The sequence below is a fragment of the Pseudomonas sp. 10(2024) genome (genome assembly GCF_045164175.1).
GTDB classification, from domain to species: domain Bacteria; phylum Pseudomonadota; class Gammaproteobacteria; order Pseudomonadales; family Pseudomonadaceae; genus Aquipseudomonas; species Aquipseudomonas alloputida.
In genome coordinates, this window is sequence record NZ_CP174006.1 from 368,926 (window position 1) to 387,550 (window position 18,625).

Genomic DNA, 18,625 nt, shown 5'->3' on the forward strand with positions numbered 1-18,625 from the left:
CTTCAGTTACCTTGCAGGCTGGGTGGCAGGCACACGCCGGTGCCGCCGATGCCGCAGTAGCCGTCCGGGTTCTTGGCCAGATACTGCTGGTGGTAGGCCTCGGCGAAATAGACGGTCGGTGCCTGGTCGATTTCGGTGGTGATCTCACCGAAGCCGGCCTTGCTCAGCTCGGCCTGGAAGGCGTCGCGGCTGGCCTTGGCCTGTTCCAGCTGTTCCGGGCTGGTGCAGTAGATGGCCGAGCGGTACTGGGTGCCGATGTCGTTGCCCTGGCGCATACCTTGGGTGGGGTTGTGCAGCTCCCAGAACATTGCCAGCAGTTCGCGGTAGCTGACCTTGTCCTTGTCGAACACCACCAGCACCACTTCGGTGTGGCCGGTCAGGCCCGAGCAGACTTCTTCGTAGGTAGGGTGCGGGGTGAAGCCGCCGGCGTAGCCGACCACGGTGCTGACCACACCTTCACGCTGCCAGAAGCGGCGCTCCGCGCCCCAGAAGCAGCCCAGGCCGAAGATGGCGAAGTCGATGGCGCCTTCGAAGAACGGGCCGAGCAGTGGGGTGTCTTTGAAGACGTAGTGGAACTCGGGCAGGCTCATTGGCGTGTCGCGGCCAGGCAGGGCCTGTTCCGCAGTGGGCATGACGTTTTTGTTCACCAGGATTTCCGAACGCAGGACCATGGCCGTTCCTCTGTGTTTATTCAGTGGGGTAGGGGTTTGGGCCCTCGCGGGCATGCCCGCTCCCACAGGTACAGCACAGGTTCCAAAGGTTGTGGTGTTCCTGTGGGAGCGGGCGTGCCCGCGAAGGGACCCGAATGGCTTCTATAGTGCCCGAGGATTACGCAGCTGTCAGGCCACCGGGCCACGCGGATAGCGCTTCAGCCGTTCGGCCAGCTCGCGCCCGGGAATCGGCCGGTCGAACAGGTAACCCTGGCCCACGTCGCAGCGGTGACGGCGCAGGAACGCCAGCTGCTCTGGCGTCTCGATCCCTTCGGCCACCACCTTCAGCTTCAGGTTGTGGGCCATGGCCACCACCGCCGAGGTGATTTCCATGTCGTCCTGGTTGTCGGGGATTTCGTTGATGAAGCTGCGATCGATCTTGAGGATGTCGATCGGAAACTTCTTCAGGTAGCTCAGCGACGAATAACCGGTGCCGAAGTCGTCCATGGCCAAGGTCAGGCCCAGGGCCTTCAGTTCGTCCAGCTGGCGGTGGGTGTCTTCGCTGGCTTCCAGCAGCAGGCCTTCGGTCAGCTCCAGCTCCAGCAGGTGCGGGGGCAGGGCTTCTTCCTTGAGGATGGTGCTGATCGACGCCACCAGGTCCGGGTCGGAGAACTGTTTGGGCGACAGGTTGATGGCTACATGCAGGTTGCCCAGGCCGGCCTTGCGCAGTTGCTGGCTCATGCAGCACGCCTGGCGCACCACCCATTTGCCGATAGGGATGATCAGGCCGGTTTCCTCGGCCACGCTGATGAACTGGTCCGGGCGGATCATGCCGCGTTCGGGGTGGTTCCAGCGCAGCAGCGCTTCCAGGCCCAGCAGGCGACCGCTGCGCAGGCACAGCTTGGGCTGGTAGAACACGTCCAGCTCATTCTGGGTCAGGGCACGACGCAGGTTGTTCTCGACGAACAGCTTGTAGCTGGCTTCGGCGTTGAGCACCTCGGTAAACACCTGTACCTGGTGTTTACCGTTGGCCTTGGCCTTGTGCAATGCAAGGCCGGCATTCTTCATCAGGCTGGCCGGGTCGACGCCGTGCAACGGAGCACAGGCCAGGCCTACCGAGGCGGTGACGTTGATCAGCTGGTTGTCGACGAACATCGGCTTGTCGAGGGTACACAACAACTGCTGGGCAACGCCTTGGCCATCTTCAAGGCTGGTGTCGTCGAGCAGCACGGCGAACTCGTTACTGGCAAAGCGCGCCAGGATGCCACCGCTGTGCAGGCTGTTGCGCAGACGCCTGGCCAGGCTGATCAGCAGCTTGTCGCCGGTCTGGTGGCCAAGGCTGTCGTTGATGCGCTTGAAGTTGTCGATGTCCACCAGCAGCAGGCACATAGAGCTTTCGCCATCGCGGGCGAAGCGCTCGTCCAGGCTGCGGATGAACGCCGGGCGGTTGCCCAGGTTGGTGAGGTTGTCGGTGTAAGCCAGGCGTTCGATGCGTTGTTGGGCCAGCTTGGTCTGGGTGACGTCTTCGTAGATGCCGATGTAGTGGGTCAGCTCACGGTTGTCACCGTACACCTTGGAAATCGACAACTGGCCCCAGTACGGCTCCAGGTTTTTGCGCCGGCTCTTGAACTCGCCCTGCCAACTGTTGCCCATGGCCAGGCTCGACGGCGAGTCGAACAACAGTTCGCTGAGGTTCTCCAGTGCCGGTAGCTCACCCAGCTGGCGGCCCTGCACTTCGTCGGTACTGTACTGGGTGATGGCGGTGAAGCTGGGGTTGACGTACTCCACCCGGCCGTCGCGGTTCACCAGCAGGAAGGCGCTGGCGCTCTGCTCGACCGCACGCTGGAACAGGTGCAGGGCGCTGGCCGCGGCCCGTCGTTTGTGGTTTGTGATCACTTGGGCGAACTGGTCGGCCAGCTCACCGGCAAAGGCAATCTCGTCCGACTGCCAGGCCCTTGGCTGGCCGCTTTGCTCCAGGCACAACACGCCGATCACCTGGCCATCGACACGGATGCTGGCGTCGAGCATGGCCTTGTTTTCCGGGCGCATGCTTTGCGCCAGGGCGCGGGTGCGCGGGTCGTGGCCGGCGTTGTGAGCGTCGATGGCGCGGCTTGCGTGCAGTGCATCCAGGTAGTCGGGGAAGCGGCTGGCATCGATGGCTTCGGGCTGACGGTGCTCCTGGGCGTCGCGGTACCAGGCGATGATCGGTTCCAGGCGTTGGTCTTCCAGGTGCCAGATGCTGGCGCAGTCGACCTTGTAGATTTCGCAGGCGCTCTGGGTGATCAGCTGGGCCGCTTCGAGCAGCGAGTTGCCCGCGCTGTAGCGATGGCGGGCGAGGCGCAGGATAAGGTCCTGCTGGCCGCGCACCCGCTCCAGGTGCTCCAGCTGTTCTTGCTGCGTGCGCTGGTTCAGCTGCAGGGCCAGCTGCAGGCGGTTGTTGCGTGACTCCAGGTCGCTGGCGCCGGTTTCGCCGGGCTCTTCCTGCTGGTCGTCGAGCACGCTCAGGTAGCCGCGCAACAGCTGGCGGTTGTGTTGCTTGTAGGCTTCACCCGCTTCCAGCAGACGCAGCGAGGTGCTCGGTGTGTGCAGGGTGTAGCGCACGCGATAGTAGCCGCGCTGGGCCAGTTGCAACTGGATTTCGTCGTGCAGCCGGTAGCGTGCTTCGGGTTCCATCAGGCTGGCGTAGGGCGCGTCAATCAGGGCACACAGCTCGCCGGTTTTCAGGCCGAACTGGCGCTCACAGGCTGGGTCAAGGTAGAGCATGGCCCAGGTGGCTTCGTTGAGCCTTTCGAAACGCAGCATGCCGAGCCGCGAGGGCACGGGTAACTGTGTCACGACCTCGGCCGCCACACGGCTGGCGGCATCGGGTTGGCTTTTCATCGAAGACTCGCTTGAAGAGGGAACGCTGCCTTGTGGCTGCGGCGGATTTGGCAAGGTTGCATCATGTCCCGAGGGCTGGCAAGCGGCCATGCTTGATGCTGTGGACAGGTTATCGGCTGACGTGGCCGATTCTGTAGTTTGGCTGGAGATTTTGGGGCCGCTTTGCGGCCTTGTGTCGCGAAAGGAGGGCGAAGCCCTCCCAGCTTTTCCCAGGCAAAAAAAGCCCCGCCAATCGACGGGGTTGAGGTACGAGCGTGGCAGCTCGAAAAGGGTACTGCCCCTCGCAAGGAGGGGCAGTGTGCTGGCTTACAGCAGCATGGTGCGGATATCGCCCAGCACGTCGCCCAGGCGCTTGGTGAAGCGCGCGGCGGCAGCGCCGTTGATCACACGGTGATCGTAGGACAGCGACAGCGGCAGCATCAGCTTTGGCTGGAAGGCCTTGCCATCCCAGACTGGCTGCATGGTCGCCTTGGAGACGCCCAGGATAGCCACTTCCGGCGCATTGACGATCGGCGTGAAGCCGGTGCCGCCAATGTGGCCGAGGCTGGAGATGGTGAAGCAAGCGCCTTGCATCTCGTCAGCCGACAGCTTCTTGGTGCGCGCCTTCTCGGCCAGTGCAGCGGCTTCGGCAGCCAGTTGCAGCAGGCTCTTCTGGTCGACGTTCTTGATCACAGGGACCAGCAGGCCGTCCGGGGTGTCCACGGCGAAGCCGATGTGCACGTACTTCTTGCGGATGATGGCCTTGCCGCTTGGCGCCAGCGAGCTGTTGAAGTCCGGCAGTTCCTTGAGCAGGAAGGCGCAGGCCTTGAGCAGCAGTGGCAGCACGGTCAGCTTCACCCCAGCCTTCTCGGCCACGGCCTTCTGCGCAACGCGGAAGGCTTCCAGCTCGGTGATGTCGGCAGAGTCGAACTGGGTCACGTGCGGCACGTTGAGCCAGCTGCGGTGCAGGTTGGCAGCACCGACCTGCATCAGGCGGGTCAGGGCCACTTCTTCCACTTCACCGAACTTGCTGAAGTCCACGGCAGGGATCGGCGGGATGCCAGCACCACCGGTCGCACCGGCGGCTGCCGGCGCTTCCTTGGCCTTCTGCATCATGGCCTTGACGTAGACCTGCACGTCTTCTTTCAGGATGCGACCGTGCGGGCCGGTGGCAGCAACTGCACCCAGCTCGACACCGAATTCACGGGCCAGCTGACGAACAGCAGGGCCTGCGTGAACCTTGGCATTGCTGCCAGCGGCCGGTGCGGTAGCAGCCGGTGCAGGGGCAGCAGCCGGGGCTGCAGCAGCAGGTGCGGCAGCCGGAGCAGCCTCAGCCTTGGCTGGTGCAGGAGCAGCAGCCGGTGCCGGCGCGGCAGCCGGGGCGGCACCCGCCACTTTCAGCTTGAAGATCAGGTCGCCAGTGCCGACTTCGTCTTCCAGCTTGCACAGCACTTCTTCGACCACGCCGGCGGCCGGCGACGGGATTTCCATGGAAGCCTTGTCGGACTCCAGGGTAATCAGCGACTGGTCGGCTTCGACGGTGTCGCCGACTTTGACCAGCACTTCGATGATCTTGGCCTTGCCCGACGAACCGATGTCCGGCACGTGGATGTCCTGCACGCTGGCGGCAGCCGGGGCTGCTGCCGGAGCAGGGGCAGCTTCGGCGGCCGGAGCCGGCGCAGCAGCCTGAGCTGGAGCAGCGGCAGCAGCCGGTGCCTCAGGGGCCGCAGCAGCGGCGCCCTCGGCTTCCAGGACCAGCAGTTCGTCGCCTTCTTTCAGGCGGTCGCCCAGCTTGACCTTCAGTTCCTTGATCACGCCAGCCTTGGGCGCCGGAATTTCCATGGAGGCCTTGTCGGACTCCAGGGTCAGCAGGCTCTGGTCAGCCTCGATACGATCACCGACCTTGACGAACAGCTCGATGATTTCACCTTCACCGCTGCCGATGTCAGGTACGCGAATGAGTTCGCTCACTTAAAAATACTCCTCAGCAGTCCAGTGGGTTGCGCTTGTCCGGGTCGATACCGAACTTGACGATAGCGTCTGCGACAACCTTGGGTTCGATCTCGCCACGGTCAGCCAGGGCTTCCAGGGCAGCCAGCACCACGAAGTGGCGGTCGACTTCGAAGAAGTGACGCAGCTTCTTGCGGCTGTCGCTGCGACCGTAACCGTCGGTACCCAGGACTTTGAACTCTTTGCTCGGTACCCACTGACGAATCTGCTCGGCGAACAGCTTCATGTAGTCGGTAGAGGCGATAACCGGGCCTTTGCGACCGTTCAGGCACTGCTCGACGTAGGTCTGCTGTGGCTTCTGGCCAGGCTTCAGGCGGTTGGCGCGTTCCACGGCCAGGCCGTCGCGGCGCAGTTCGTTGAAGCTGGTGACGCTCCACACGTCGGCACCGACGTTGAACTCTTCACGCAGGATCTTCGCGGCTTCGCGGACTTCGCGCAGGATGGTGCCGGAGCCCATCAGCTGTACGTGGTGTGCAGCTTCGCGGGTGTCCTCTTCCAGCAGGTACATGCCCTTGATGATGCCTTCCTCGACACCGGCCGGCATGGCTGGCTGCTGGTAGGATTCGTTCATCACGGTGATGTAGTAGAAGATGTCCTGTTGCTCTTCGGTCATCTTCTTCATGCCGTCCTGAATGATCACCGCCAGCTCGTAGCCGTAGGTCGGATCGTAGGTGCGGCAGTTCGGGATGGTGCCCGCCATCATGTGGCTGTGACCGTCTTCGTGCTGCAGGCCTTCACCGTTGAGGGTGGTACGGCCGGCGGTACCGCCGATCAGGAAGCCACGGGTGCGGCTGTCGCCAGCGGCCCAGGCCAGGTCGCCAATACGCTGGAAACCGAACATCGAGTAGAAGATGTAGAACGGCAGCATCGGCTGGTTGTGGCAGCTGTACGAGGTACCGGCAGCGATGAACGACGACATGGCGCCGGCTTCGTTGATGCCTTCCTCGAGGATCTGGCCCTTCTTGTCTTCGCGGTAGAACATCACCTGGTCTTTATCGACTGGCTCGTAGAGCTGGCCGACCGACGAGTAGATGCCCAACTGGCGGAACATGCCTTCCATACCGAAGGTACGGGCTTCGTCCGGGATGATCGGAACGATGCGCTGGCCAATGTCCTTGTCCTTGACCAGTTGCGCCAGAATACGCACGAAGGCCATGGTGGTGGAGATTTCGCGGTCGCCCGAGCCGTCCAGGATCGCTTTCAGCGTTTCCAGTGGCGGGGTCGGCACGCTGAAGCTCTTGGCACGGCGCTGTGGCACGAAACCGCCCAGGGCAGCACGGCGCTCGGCCAAGTACTTGGCTTCGGCAGAACCTTCTTCCGGCTTGAAGAACGGCAGGTTCTCCAGGTCGGCATCCTTGACCGGGATGTCGAAGCGGTCACGGAAGTGACGCAGGCTGTCGACGTCGACCTTCTTGGTGTTGTGCGCGGTGTTCTTGGCTTCGCCAGCACCGGTGCCGTAACCCTTGATGGTCTTGGCCAGGATGACGGTCGGCTGCTCCTTGTGGTTCACAGCCTGGTGATACGCCGCGTAGACCTTGTACGGGTCGTGACCGCCACGGTTGAGCTTCCAGATCTCTTCGTCGGACAGGTCTTCGACCATGGCCTTGAGTTCCGGGGTGTTGAAGAAGTGCTCGCGAACGTACGCGCCGTCTTTGGCTTTGTAGTTCTGGTATTCGCCGTCGATGACTTCGTCCATGCGGCGCTGCAGGGCACCGTTGGTGTCCTTGGCCAGCAGTGGGTCCCAGAAACGGCCCCAGACGACTTTGTTGACGTTCCAGCCACCGCCACGGAACACGCCTTCGAGTTCCTGGATGATCTTGCCGTTGCCGCGAACCGGGCCGTCGAGGCGCTGCAGGTTGCAGTTGATGACGAAGATCAGGTTGTCCAGCTTCTCGCGGCCGGCCAGGGCGATTGCACCCAGGGATTCCGGCTCGTCGCACTCACCGTCGCCCATGAAGCACCAGACCTTCTGCTTGCCGGCCGGGATGAAGCCACGAGCTTCCAGGTACTTCATGAAGCGTGCCTGGTAGATCGCCTGGATCGGGCCCAGACCCATCGAAACGGTCGGGAACTGCCAGAAATCAGGCATCAACCATGGGTGCGGGTACGAAGACAGGCCGTTGCCGTCCACTTCCTGACGGAAGTTGTTCATCTGGTCTTCGCTGATACGGCCTTCCATGAAGGCACGGGCGTAGACGCCTGGCGATGCGTGGCCCTGGAAGAAGACCAGGTCGCCGCCGTGTTCTTCGGTAGGGGCCTGGAAGAAGTAGTTGAAGCCGATGTCGTACAGGGTGGCACTGGAGGCGAAGCTAGAGATGTGTCCGCCCAGGTCCGAGTCTTTCAGGTTGGTACGCATGACCATGGCCAGCGCGTTCCAACGCACCATCGAGCGAATGCGGCGTTCCATGAACAGGTCGCCAGGCATGCGTGCTTCGTGGGTGACAGGGATGGTGTTGCGGTATGGCGTGGTGATCGCATATGGCAGCTGGGAGCCACTACGGGTGGCCAGCTCGCCCATACGGGTCATCAGGTAATGAGCGCGGTCTTCGCCTTCTTTGTCGAGGACCGACTCCAGGGCATCCAGCCATTCCTGGGTTTCGATTGGATCGAGGTCTTGCATGGCTTGCTCCAGGGCGGAAAGGCAACCAGAATCGATTGCCTGAGATTGCGACTGGCCTTATGGGCAGACGTCGTGAATTCTTGGATTACCGGGGTGTCTTCCGGCGCGTTGTAGTTTTACTACATTTGCTTTCGCATTTCATGCTTTTACACGACACGAGTAGTAGTAAAACTACATTTGTGCGACGTTTGGTCGCACCTTGGCTTGTGAGGAAAAACGTTCATGTTGGTTGGCATTGTGTCGCGAACGGGTGGTTCTTGATGTTTGTTGCCAAGTTTTCGTTTTTTTCAGCTATTTCCAACTTTTGTACGACAGTCCAACCGTGGTCCGGCTTCCCCTTGGCCGCTTTTTCCCCTCTATTTCACGCCGATCAAGGATAGACCATGCGCCTACCTTTGCCCTCCGATCTGCCTGCCACCTTGCAGCCGCTGGTCACTCGCAACCAGCAGTTCATCAGCGATGCCGTGGCCGGCCACCCCGAACTCGACCTGCAGGCCTGGAGCCCGCTGCACCGGCAGCAGTTCGATCAGGTGGCTGCTGCCAGTGAATTCGTGCTCAGTTTGGCCCAGCGCGAGCCCGCCATGCTGTTCGCCCTGCTGGCCAGCGGCGAGCTGGAGCGGCGTTACGCCCCGGGTGAGCTGCGCGGGCAAATCGCCGCAACAGCCCAGGCGGCACAGAGTGAGGACGAGCTGGCGCGCAATCTGCGCCGCGCGCGCAACCGCCAGCAGCTGCGCATTATCTGGCGCGACATTACCCGTCAGGCGGAACTTGGCGAAACCTGCCGTGACCTGTCGGACCTTGCCGATGCGGCCATCGACGAAGCCTACCAATGGCTGTACCCGCGCCATTGCCAGCAATTCGGCACGCCCATCGGCAACCGCAGCGGCCAGCCGCAGCACATGGTGGTGCTGGGCATGGGCAAGCTGGGAGCGGTAGAGCTTAACCTGTCGTCGGACATCGACCTGATCTTCGGTTTCCCCGAGGGAGGTGAAACCGAAGGCGTGAAGCGCTCGCTGGACAACCAGGAGTTCTTCACGCGCCTGGGCCAAAGGCTGATCAAGGCACTGGACCCGGTTACCGTCGACGGCTTTGTGTTCCGCGTTGACATGCGCCTGCGTCCCTATGGTTCGGCGGGTGCCCTGGTGCTCAGCTTCAATGCACTGGAGCAGTACTACCAGGACCAGGGCCGTGACTGGGAACGTTACGCGATGATCAAGGCGCGGGTGGTAGCCGGCGACCAGGCGGCCGGCGCGCAGTTGCAGGAGATGCTGCGCCCGTTCGTGTACCGCCGCTACCTGGACTTTTCCGCAATCGAAGCGCTGCGCACCATGAAGCAGCTGATCCAGCAGGAAGTGCGGCGCAAGGGCATGGCCGAGAACATCAAGCTGGGTGCCGGTGGTATTCGCGAAGTAGAGTTCATCGCCCAAGCCTTCCAGCTGATCCACGGCGGGCGTGACCTCAGCCTGCAGCAGCGGCCGTTGCTCAAGGTGCTGGCCACCCTGGAAGGCCAAGGCTACCTGCCGCCAGCAGTGGTGGCTGAGTTGCGCGAGGGTTATGAGTTCCTGCGCTATACCGAGCACGCCATCCAGGCCATTGCCGACCGCCAGACGCAAATGTTGCCGGAAGGTGAGACCGATCAGGCACGCGTGGCCTACGTGCTCGGTTTTGCCGACTGGCAGAGCTTCCACGACCAGTTGATGTACTGGCGTGGCCGTATCGACTGGCATTTCCGCCAGGTCATTGCCGACCCGGATGATGAAGACGGCGAAGGCGAACTGGTGGTGGGTGGCGAGTGGTCGCCGTTGTGGGAGCAGGCGCAGGATGAAGAAGCCGCCGGCCGGCAATTGCAAGAGGCTGGCTTCAAGCAACCCGCCGAAGCCTTGAGGCGCCTGGCCGGGCTGCGTTCCAGCCCGCAGTTGCGCTCGATGCAGCGCATCGGCCGTGAGCGACTTGACGCATTCATCCCACGGCTGTTGGCCCAGGCGGTGGAGCATGACAACCCTGACCTGGTGCTTGAGCGGGTGTTGCCATTGGTCGAGGCTGTGGCACGGCGTTCGGCCTACCTGGTACTGCTGACCGAAAACCCCGGTGCCTTGCGCCGTTTGCTGACGCTGTGCGCCGCCAGCCCGTGGATTGCCGAGCAGATTGCCCTTTACCCGCTGCTGCTCGACGAACTGCTCAATGAGGGCCGCTTGTTCAGCCCGCCCTTGGCGCCAGAGCTGGCCAGCGAGCTGCGCGAGCGCCTGACTCGCATCCCCGAGGACGACCTGGAGCAGCAGATGGAGGCGCTGCGCCATTTCAAGCTGGCCCACAGCCTGCGCGTGGCCGCCTCGGAAATCAGCGGCAACCTGCCGTTGATGAAAGTCAGCGACTACCTGACCTGGCTGGCTGAAGCCATCCTCGACCAGGTGCTGGCCCTGGCCTGGCGCCAGACCGTGGCCCGCCACGGCCAACCCAAGCGCAGCGACGGCAGCCTGTGCGACCCGGGTTTCATCATCATCGGTTACGGCAAGATGGGCGGCCTGGAGCTAGGCCACGGTTCGGACCTGGACCTGGTCTTCATCCATGACGGCGATCCGCAGGCGGAAACCGACGGTGCGAAGCCTATCGACAGCGCGCAGTTCTTCACGCGTCTGGGGCAGCGCATCATCCACCTGCTGACCACCCAGACCAACTCGGGCCAACTGTACGACGTGGATATGCGCCTGCGCCCGTCCGGCGCCTCGGGCCTGCTGGTCAGCTCGCTGGGCGCCTTCGAGCGCTACCAGCAGAACGAAGCCTGGACCTGGGAGCACCAGGCGCTGGTACGGGCCCGTGTGCTGGTGGGTTGCAAGCAGGTGGGGGCGGCATTCGAAGGTGTGCGTGCCAAGGTACTGGGCCAGGCCCGCGACCTGGAAAAACTGCGCGGCGAGGTGAGTGAAATGCGCGCCAAGATGCGTGACAACCTCGGTACCAAGGCTACGGCTGCCGGTACTGCGGCGAACGCTTTCGACGCCGGCGTACCCTTCGATATCAAGCAGGATGCCGGCGGTATCGTCGATATCGAATTTATGGTGCAATACGCCGCTTTGGCCTGGTCCCATGACCATCCGGCCATACTTCGATGGACCGATAACATCCGCATTCTGGAAGAGCTGGAGCAGGCGAACTTGATGCCGGCCAGTGACGCGGTGCTGTTGCGTGAAGTGTACAAGGCGTTCCGCTCGGCCTCCCACCGCCAGGCCCTGCAGAAGGAGGCCGGGGTGATCGATGCGGCGCAGTTTGCCGATGAACGCCGTGAAGTGCGGCGGATCTGGGGTGAGTTGGGTTTAAGCTGATACCGTGTTGGCCTATTCGCGGGCAAGCCCGCTCCCACAGGTACTGCACAGGCCCTGAGCAGTGTGCAATCCCTGTGGGAGCGGGCTTGCCCGCGAATAGGCCATGTGAGTGGTACACTGTCCGCCACATAGCCTGAATATAAAGAGGGGAGGCCAGGCTGTACCGCAGCCTGTAGCCTCCCCGAGCGTTTCTGGACTAAGCATGAGAATACTGATCATTGGCCCCAGCTGGGTCGGCGACATGGTGATGGCGCAGACCCTGTTCCAGTGCCTGAAACAGCAGCACCCCGACTGCGTGATCGACGTGCTGGCCCCTGAATGGAGCCGGCCGATCCTCGAGCGCATGCCTGAAGTGCGCCAGGCCTTGAGCTTCCCGCTCGGCCACGGCGCGCTGGAGCTGGCCACCCGGCGGCGCATCGGCAAGTCCCTGGCCGGCCAGTACGACCAGGCCATCCTGCTGCCCAATTCGCTCAAGTCGGCGCTGGTGCCCTTTTTTGCCGGCATTCCCAAACGCACCGGCTGGCGCGGTGAAATGCGCTTCGGCCTGCTGAACGATGTGCGCAAGCTGGACAAGGCCCGCTACCCGCTGATGATCGAGCGCTTCATGGCCCTGGCTTACGCGCCCGACACCGAGCTGCCGCAGCCATACCCCCGCCCCAACCTGCAGATCGAAGCGCAAAGCCGTGACGCCGCCCTGGCCAAGTTCGGCCTGGAACTGGACCGTCCGGTACTGGCGCTGTGCCCTGGCGCCGAGTTTGGCGAAGCCAAGCGCTGGCCGGCAGAGCACTATGCCGCTGTGGCCGATGCGATGATTCGCCAAGGCTGGCAAGTGTGGCTGTTTGGCTCGAAGAACGATCACCCGGTCGGTGAGCAGATCCGCGACCGGCTGATTCCGGGGCTCCGTGAAGAATCGTCAAACCTGGCCGGTGAGACCTCGCTGGCCGAGGCCATCGACCTGATGTCTTGCGCCCATGCCGTGGTGTCCAACGACTCCGGCCTGATGCACGTGGCCGCTGCGCTGAACCGTCCATTGGTGGCGGTGTACGGCTCGACTTCACCCGGCTTCACCCCGCCCCTGGCCGAACAGGTGGAAGTGGTGCGCACCGGTATCGAGTGCAGCCCGTGCTTTGACCGCACCTGTCGCTTCGGCCATTACAATTGCCTGCGTCTGCTGGAACCGGGCAAAGTGATCGCCGCCCTGCACAGCCTCAGCGGACCGGACCTGATCGATACCGTGGCCGAGGTCGACTAAGTGCGGGTACTGATCATCAAGACCTCGTCGCTGGGGGACGTAATCCACACCCTGCCGGCGCTTACCGATGCCGCCCATGCCATTCCCGGCATCCGTTTCGATTGGGTGGTGGAAGAAGGCTTCGCCGAAATCCCCGGTTGGCACCCTGCGGTCGACCAGGTCATCCCGGTGGCGATCCGTCGCTGGCGCAAGAACCTCTGGCAAACCATCAAGAGTGGCGAGTGGAAGGCGTTCAAGCAGCGCGTGCGCGAGCGCAAGTATGACCTTGTGATCGACGCCCAGGGCCTGGTCAAGTCGGCCTGGTTGACCCGTTACGTGAAGGCACCCGTAGCCGGCCTGGACCGCTACTCGGCGCGCGAAGGCTGGGCCAGCCGCTTCTACGACCGGCCTCTGTCGGTCGCTACCGGCCAGCACGCGGTGGAGCGGGTGCGCCAACTGTTTGCCATGGCCCTGGCTTATGACCTGCCAGAAGGCATCGGCAACTACGGCCTGGACCTCGACCGCCTGCAACTGCCGCCAGCTGCGCCCTATGTGGTGTTCCTGCATGGCACCACCTGGGCGACCAAGCACTGGCCCGAAGCCTACTGGCGCGAACTGGCCGAGCGCATGGGCCGGCGCAAGCTGGAAGTGCGCCTGCCCTGGGGTAATCCGGCTGAGAAGGCGCGGGCCGAGCGAATTGCCCAAGGCTTGAACAACTGCCAGGTGCTCCCCAAATTGAACCTTGCCGGCGTCGCTCGTGTTCTGGCGGCGGCAAAGGCCTGCGTGGCGGTCGATACCGGCCTTGGCCACCTGGCGGCGGCACTCGATGTGCCCACCCTTTCGCTGTTTGGCCCTACCAACCCGGGCCTGACTGGCGCCTACGGACGGACCCAGATTCACCAGGCCAGTGACTGGCCTTGCGCTCCCTGCCTGCAGAAGAAGTGCACCTACAAACCGAGCGCCGATGACCTGGCCCGGTTCGATCTGAAACGCGAGTGGCCACTGTGCTTCACTCGCCTGAATCCCGAGCATGTGGCGAGCCGCTTGAGCGCGTTGCTGCTGGCTGAGGATGTCCGTTGATGCAACTGGCTTTCGTGCTTTACAAATATTTCCCCTTCGGCGGGCTGCAGCGCGACTTCATGCGCATTGCCCTGGAATGCCAGAAGCGGGGCCACCAGATCCGTGTGTATACGCTGATCTGGGAGGGTGACATTCCACCGGGTTTCGAAGTGCTGGTGGCGCCGGTGAAGGCGATCTTCAACCACCGCCGCAATGAGAAGCTCAGCGCCTGGATGGCCGCCGACCTGGCCAAGCGCCCGGTCGACCGCCTGATCGGCTTCAACAAGATGCCAGGGCTGGACGTGTACTACGCCGCCGACGGCTGCTTCGAGGACAAGGCACAGACCCTGCGCGGTGGGCTGTACCGCCGCTGGGGCCGCTACCGGCACTTTGCCGAGTACGAGCGTGCGGTGTTTGCCAAGGACGCCCATACCGAAGTGCTGATGATTTCCGAAGTGCAGCAGCCGCTGTTCATCAAGCATTACGGCACCCCGGTAGAACGTTTCCACCTGCTGCCGCCAGGCATTTCCCAGGATCGCCGTGCGCCGGCCAATGCCGCCGAGATCCGCACCGAGTTCCGCAAGGAATTCAACCTGGGGGATGACGACCTGCTGCTGGTGCAGATTGGTTCAGGCTTCAAGACCAAAGGCGTGGACCGCAGCCTCAAGGCACTGGCCGCGCTGCCGTCAGCCCTGCGCAAACGCACCAGGCTGATGGTGATCGGCCAGGACGACCCCAAGGTATTCCAGCTGCAAAGCGCTACCCTGGGCCTGGGCGACCAGGTGCAGTTCCTCAAGGGCCGCAGCGATATCCCGCGCTTCCTGCTGGGCGCCGACCTGCTGATTCACCCGGCGTACAACGAGAATACCGGTACGGTGCTGCTCGAAGCCTTGGTCGCCGGCTTGCCGGTGCTGGTGTCCAAGGTGTGCGGTTATGCCCACTACATTGCCGAGGCCGACAGCGGCCTGGTGCTGGACGAGCCGTTCGAACAAGACCAGCTCAACGGCTATCTGCAGCGCATGCTCGAAGACCCGCAGGCGCGTGCCAGCTGGTCGCGCAATGGCCTGGCATTTGCTGATAGCGCCGATCTGTACAGCATGCCGCAGCATGCTGCCGACGTGATCCTGGGGCAAAAGACCGCATGAAGCTGATATTGGCCGAACCCTTCAAACGCCTGTGGGCCGGGCGTGATGCTTTCGACGCCGTGGAGGCGCTGCAAGGCGAGGTCTATCGCGAGCTGGAAGGGCGCCGCACGCTGCGCACCGAAGTGGCTGGCGAGGGCTTTTTCGTCAAGATCCACCGTGGCATCGGCTGGGGCGAGATCTTCAAGAACCTGTTCACCGCCAAGTTGCCGGTGCTCGGGGCCGGCCAGGAATGGCGGGCGATCCAACGCCTGCATGAAGTGGGCGTGCCGACCATGACCGCAGTCGCCTACGGCGAGCGTGGCAGCAACCCGGCCGCGCAGCACTCGTTCATCATCACCGAAGAGCTGGCGCCGACCATCAGCCTGGAAGACTTCAGCATCGACTGGGTCAAACAGCCGCCCGAGCCGCGCCTGAAGCGTGCACTTATCGCCGAGGTGGCGAAGATGACCGGCGGCATGCACCGCGCCGGGGTCAACCACCGCGATTGCTACATCTGCCATTTCCTGTTGCACACCGACCGACCGGTGACGGCGGATGACTTCAAGCTGTCGGTGATCGACCTGCACCGCGCGCAAACCCGTGCCAGAATCAGCCGTCGCTGGCGCGACAAGGACCTGGCTGCGCTGTACTTTTCGGCCCTGGACATCGGCCTGACCCAACGCGACAAGCTGCGCTTCCTGCGTGGTTACTTCCAGCGTCCGCTGCGGCAGGTGCTGAAGGACGAAGCCGCGCTGCTCGCCTGGCTGGAGCGCAAGGCCCAGAAACTCTACGATCGCAAGCAACGCTATGGGGATGCACTCTGATGGCGAGTTGGACACTGGCGCCGGGGTACGAACACCTGGCGGCGGACTTCGGCAGCCTCGACGCGGTGTTCGCCCTCCAGGGCGAACGGCTGACCCGCGACCCGCTCAGTGAAGTGGTACGCATTGAGCGTGACGGGATCAACTACTACGTCAAGCGCTACACCGGCGCCGGCAAGCACATGCGCCGGTACCTGGGGCGGCCACGCATCAAGGCCGAATGGCAAAACCTCAAGCAGTTCGCCAAATGGGGTATCCCCACTGCCGAAGTCGTGGCCTGGGGCCTGGAGCGCAACGGCCTGGCCTTTGGCCGTGGCGCGATGATCACCCGTGAACTGCCGCACACCGAAGACCTGTCGGCCCTGGCCGAACACAACGATGCGCGCTTGGCCGACCGCGCCTGGGTCGACCATGTCAGCCGTCAGCTGGCGCGCCATACCCGGGTCATGCACGAACACCGCTTTGCCCATAACGACCTGAAGTGGCGCAACCTGCTGGTCGATGACCAAGGCACGCTATTCTTCATTGACTGTCCCACCGGCGACTTCTGGCGCGGTTTCATGTGGCGCCACCGGATGATCAAGGACCTGGCATGCCTGGACAAAGTGGCCAAATACCACCTGTCAGCTACCCAGCGCTTGCGCTTCTACCTGCAATACCGTGGCCGCGACCGCCTGAATGTGCGTGACAAGAAGCGCATTCACCGGGTACTGGGCTTTTTCGAGGGAAGGGAATGACCGATTACCTGGCCAGCGCGGACCTCGCGCTGCTCAAGCGCCATGGCCTGGACAACTTCGAGGCGCTGTGGGCGCTGCAACTTGATGCTGTGGACGAACCCAACACCGGCCGTGGTGGCTGGAGCAGCGTCTTCCGTCTGGAACTCGAAGGCAAGGGCTACTACCTCAAGCGCCAGAGCGACTACCTGACCCGTACCTTGCACCGGCCGTTCGGCGAGCCCACCTTCGCCCGCGAATTCCGTAACATCAGTCGCTACCAGAAGCTGCGCATTCCGGCATTGCAGGCGGTGTTCTACGGCGAGCGCAAGCAGGGCGGCAAGCACCGGGCCATCCTGATGACCCGCGCTCTGGACGAGTGGGCCGACCTCGACAGCCTGCTGGCGCAGTGGCCGCGGTTGGGTGAAGCCGAGCGCACTGGCATCCTGCAGGCCTGCGGTCAGCTGGCGCGTACCCTGCACAGCGCCGGCCAGGTGCATGGCTGCTTCTATCCCAAGCACATTTTCCTGCGTCAACGCCGCGAGGGTTGGGACGCGCAATTGATCGACCTGGAAAAGACCCGGCCGCTGCTGTTCGGCATGCGTGACCGCCTCAAGGACCTGGAACCGCTGCTGCGCCGCGCGCAGGCCTGGCGCGTGCAGGATGTACGTACTTTGCTGGCTACCTACCTGGGGCAGCCGGCTGACGGCGCGCTGGTCGACACCTGGCTGCAACGGCTGACGCAACGCCGTCGTGAAAAAGAGGCCCGCTGATGCGTTTGTCTGAACTGAAGGATGCCGGGCGCAGCCCGGCGCTGCCCCTGAGTATCACGTTGGTTGATGCCGCCGGCAGCGCCGACTTGCAATTGCTCAGCCTGCTGCGCGTACTACCGGGCCAGCGTTATGTGGGCGCTGGTGTCTGGCGTGGCACACCGGTGTTGGCGAAGTTGCTGGTCGGGGGTAACGCCGCGCGGCATTTCCAGCGCGAACTGCAGGGTGTGAAGTTGTTGGCCGAACAAGGCCTGACCACACCGACGCTACTGGCCGACGGCCTCAAGGAAGGCGAGGGCGGCTGGCTGCTGTTCGAGTTCCTTGACGGTGCCCAAAGCCTGGCCGATGCCTGGGCCGCAGTGGAAAACCTGCCTGTGCTGGCGGACGAGCAGCACCTGGTACTGGGCGAAGCGCTCACGGCTGTGGCGCACATGCACGCCCGAGGCCTTTGGCAGGAAGACCTGCACCTGGACAACCTGCTGCGCCATGCCGGCAAGCTGTACCTGATCGACGGTGCGGGCATCAGGGCGGAAACACCCGGTCAGCAGTTGTCGCGTCCACGCGTGCTGGAAAACCTCGGGGTGTTCTTCGCCCAGTTGCCCAAGCGCCTGGAGCCGTTCATCGAAGAGCTGCTGGTGCATTACCTGCTGGCCAATGCCGAGCATGCCTTGCCGCTGGAAGCGCTGCAGAAACAGGTGGACAAGGTGCGCAACTGGCGCCAGAAGGACTATCTGGACAAGGCTGGCCGCGAGTGCAGCCTGTTCAGCGTCCAGCGCACCCTCTCGGGCTTGCAGGCGATCCGCCGCAGTGAGGTCGAGGCCATGCAGCCTGTACTGGAGCAGGCCGATGCGCTGATCGACAAGGGCCATTTGTACAAGACCGGTGGCGCTGCCAGCGTGGCGCGCATCGAGGTCAATGGTCGCCAGTTGGTGATCAAGCGCTACAACATCAAGAACACCGCACATTGGTTCAAGCGCTTCTGGCGCCCGAGCCGGGCCTGGCATTCCTGGATTGAAGGCCACCGCCTGGAATTCCTCGACATCGCCACGCCACGCCCCCTCGCGGTGCTGGAACAGCGGGTGCTGGGCCTGCGCAGCCGTGCTTACCTGGTCACCGAGTATGTCGACGGCCCGGACCTGACGGCATGCTTCGCGCCCTACGTCGAAAGCGGCGATGCGCCCGAGGAACAGGTGGATGCCTTGGTGCACGTGATGCAGCAGCTGATTCGAGAGCGCATCAGCCACGGCGACTTCAAAGGCCATAACCTGTTCTGGCACAACGGCCAGTGGTCGCTGATCGACCTCGATGCCATGTGCCAGCACGCCACCCAGCTCAGCTTCGCCCCGGCCTATGCCCGTGACCGGGCACGGCTGCTGCGCAACTGGCCCAATGGCAGTGCCTTGCATCAGCGGCTGGACCGGCTGTTGCCAAAACTGGTCGACTGAGGCCGC

The 18,625-nt window shown here is 63.4% G+C and carries 12 protein-coding genes; 8 read left to right on the top strand and 4 right to left on the bottom strand.

The window, feature by feature from the left end:
• Window positions 1-2: 2 nt before the first annotated feature.
• From msrA to aceE, 4 genes are all read right to left on the bottom strand, one after another.
• Window positions 3-671 (bottom strand): peptide-methionine (S)-S-oxide reductase MsrA, encoded by a 669-nt coding sequence (gene msrA / locus ACI7M0_RS01600; RefSeq protein ID WP_010951691.1) that lies wholly within the window; start codon window positions 669-671, stop codon window positions 3-5.
• Window positions 672-839: 168 nt separating this feature from the next.
• Window positions 840-3,530: a bifunctional diguanylate cyclase/phosphodiesterase gene (locus ACI7M0_RS01605; protein WP_129932090.1), complete on the bottom strand. Its 2,691-nt coding sequence runs from the start codon at window positions 3,528-3,530 to the stop codon at window positions 840-842.
• A gap of 306 nt (window positions 3,531-3,836) precedes the next feature.
• Complete coding sequence (gene aceF, locus ACI7M0_RS01610) at window positions 3,837-5,480, bottom strand: dihydrolipoyllysine-residue acetyltransferase (protein WP_104886797.1); 1,644 nt, start codon at window positions 5,478-5,480, stop codon at window positions 3,837-3,839.
• Window positions 5,481-5,493: 13 nt separating this feature from the next.
• Window positions 5,494-8,139 (bottom strand): pyruvate dehydrogenase (acetyl-transferring), homodimeric type, encoded by a 2,646-nt coding sequence (gene aceE / locus ACI7M0_RS01615; protein ID WP_003255651.1) that lies wholly within the window; start codon window positions 8,137-8,139, stop codon window positions 5,494-5,496.
• A gap of 383 nt (window positions 8,140-8,522) precedes the next feature.
• Here aceE and glnE point away from each other — a divergent pair, with 383 nt between their 5' ends.
• The 8 genes from glnE to ACI7M0_RS01655 all read left to right on the top strand — a co-directional run bounded on the left by glnE (window position 8,523) and on the right by ACI7M0_RS01655 (window position 18,619).
• On the top strand, window positions 8,523-11,456 hold the full coding sequence (glnE, locus tag ACI7M0_RS01620; protein WP_010951694.1) for a bifunctional [glutamate--ammonia ligase]-adenylyl-L-tyrosine phosphorylase/[glutamate--ammonia-ligase] adenylyltransferase: 2,934 nt from the start codon (window positions 8,523-8,525) through the stop codon (window positions 11,454-11,456).
• Window positions 11,457-11,658: 202 nt separating this feature from the next.
• Complete coding sequence (waaF, locus tag ACI7M0_RS01625) at window positions 11,659-12,708, top strand: lipopolysaccharide heptosyltransferase II (protein ID WP_064492516.1); 1,050 nt, start codon at window positions 11,659-11,661, stop codon at window positions 12,706-12,708.
• Window positions 12,709-13,767: a lipopolysaccharide heptosyltransferase I gene (gene waaC / locus ACI7M0_RS01630; RefSeq protein ID WP_129932091.1), complete on the top strand. Its 1,059-nt coding sequence runs from the start codon at window positions 12,709-12,711 to the stop codon at window positions 13,765-13,767.
• Window positions 13,767-14,891 carry a glycosyltransferase family 4 protein gene (locus ACI7M0_RS01635; protein WP_129932092.1) on the top strand — a complete coding sequence of 375 codons (1,125 nt, stop codon included), beginning with the start codon at window positions 13,767-13,769 and terminating at the stop codon, window positions 14,889-14,891. Before waaC ends, ACI7M0_RS01635 begins: the two co-directional genes overlap by 1 nt.
• Window positions 14,888-15,694, top strand: a complete 807-nt coding sequence (gene rfaP, locus ACI7M0_RS01640; RefSeq protein ID WP_010951697.1) for a lipopolysaccharide core heptose(I) kinase RfaP — start codon at window positions 14,888-14,890, stop codon at window positions 15,692-15,694. The genes ACI7M0_RS01635 and rfaP overlap by 4 nt, the downstream gene beginning before the upstream one ends.
• Entirely contained in the window at window positions 15,694-16,428 is a 735-nt protein-coding gene (locus tag ACI7M0_RS01645; protein WP_010951698.1) for a lipopolysaccharide kinase InaA family protein, read from the top strand. Before rfaP ends, ACI7M0_RS01645 begins: the two co-directional genes overlap by 1 nt.
• The gene (locus tag ACI7M0_RS01650; RefSeq protein WP_003255640.1) at window positions 16,425-17,177 is read left to right on the top strand and encodes a lipopolysaccharide kinase InaA family protein; all 753 of its coding nucleotides are present in this window, start codon (window positions 16,425-16,427) and stop codon (window positions 17,175-17,177) included. Before ACI7M0_RS01645 ends, ACI7M0_RS01650 begins: the two co-directional genes overlap by 4 nt.
• Window positions 17,177-18,619: a lipopolysaccharide kinase InaA family protein gene (locus ACI7M0_RS01655; protein ID WP_129932093.1), complete on the top strand. Its 1,443-nt coding sequence runs from the start codon at window positions 17,177-17,179 to the stop codon at window positions 18,617-18,619. The genes ACI7M0_RS01650 and ACI7M0_RS01655 overlap by 1 nt, the downstream gene beginning before the upstream one ends.
• Window positions 18,620-18,625: the final 6 nt, after the last annotated feature.

Coding starts and splice junctions, on each gene's coding strand:
- ACI7M0_RS01635 (WP_129932092.1), top strand. CDS start 13,767: ATGCAACTGGCTTTCGTGCTTTACAAATATTTCCCCTTCGGCGGGCTG.
- waaF (WP_064492516.1), top strand. CDS start 11,659: ATGAGAATACTGATCATTGGCCCCAGCTGGGTCGGCGACATGGTGATG.
- glnE (WP_010951694.1), top strand. CDS start 8,523: ATGCGCCTACCTTTGCCCTCCGATCTGCCTGCCACCTTGCAGCCGCTG.
- aceE (WP_003255651.1), bottom strand. CDS start 8,139: ATGCAAGACCTCGATCCAATCGAAACCCAGGAATGGCTGGATGCCCTG.
- msrA (WP_010951691.1), bottom strand. CDS start 671: ATGGTCCTGCGTTCGGAAATCCTGGTGAACAAAAACGTCATGCCCACT.
- rfaP (WP_010951697.1), top strand. CDS start 14,888: ATGAAGCTGATATTGGCCGAACCCTTCAAACGCCTGTGGGCCGGGCGT.
- ACI7M0_RS01655 (WP_129932093.1), top strand. CDS start 17,177: ATGCGTTTGTCTGAACTGAAGGATGCCGGGCGCAGCCCGGCGCTGCCC.
- ACI7M0_RS01645 (WP_010951698.1), top strand. CDS start 15,694: ATGGCGAGTTGGACACTGGCGCCGGGGTACGAACACCTGGCGGCGGAC.
- ACI7M0_RS01605 (WP_129932090.1), bottom strand. CDS start 3,530: ATGAAAAGCCAACCCGATGCCGCCAGCCGTGTGGCGGCCGAGGTCGTG.
- ACI7M0_RS01650 (WP_003255640.1), top strand. CDS start 16,425: ATGACCGATTACCTGGCCAGCGCGGACCTCGCGCTGCTCAAGCGCCAT.